The organism is Corynebacterium sp. HMSC065D07 (assembly GCF_001810695.1).
In the GTDB taxonomy this organism is placed as follows: Bacteria; Actinomycetota; Actinomycetes; order Mycobacteriales; family Mycobacteriaceae; genus Corynebacterium; species Corynebacterium hesseae.
Genome location: NZ_KV802465.1, coordinates 1 through 583 on the forward strand (window position 1 = coordinate 1; position 583 = coordinate 583).

Here is a 583-nt window from a genome sequence, read left to right on the forward strand (position 1 = left end):
CTTCCTGACCTGGTTAAACGCATGTTTGATACTGGTGAGCTCAACCGGGTGTGGATGTCGGATATTACCTACCTGCGCACCGGTGAAGGCTGGCTGTACTTATGTGCAGTCCGCGATGGCCATTCCCGCAGAGTATTGGGCTGGGCTATGGATAGTGTTCAAGATACATCCCTGGTCGAACGGGCCCTGCGGATGGCGCATACGCTGCGCGGTGACGTTCCTGATGGGCTGGTGTTTCACGCTGACCGCGGAACTCAATTTACCAGTGAGAAGCTCTGGGAGGTGTGCCGCAGCCTAGGCATTGCTCAGTCTGTGGGGCGTACCGGCGTGTGCTTCGATAACGCGATGGCTGAGTCGTTCTGGTCGACGCTTAAAACCGAATTCTATGACCGTAAGCATTGGGCGACCCGTGATGCCGCGCGTAAGGCTGTTGCCTACTGGATTGAAGTCGTCTACAACCGCCGGCGCCGGCACTCCGCACTCGGGATGGTCAGCCCCGTCGACTTCGAGAACCACGCCGGCTCAATCAACAGCAGAAAAGAAATAGCTGCCTAACCACTAGGTAGCTCCACTACGTGTCCAC

The 583-nt window shown here is 57.1% G+C and carries 1 protein-coding gene; it reads left to right on the forward strand.

Translation table 11 applies throughout. The features are described from left to right. The coding region (locus tag HMPREF2760_RS08215) for an IS3 family transposase (protein WP_148138853.1) at positions 1–555 on the forward strand (555 nt) is incomplete at its 5' end. Positions 556–583: the final 28 nt, after the last annotated feature.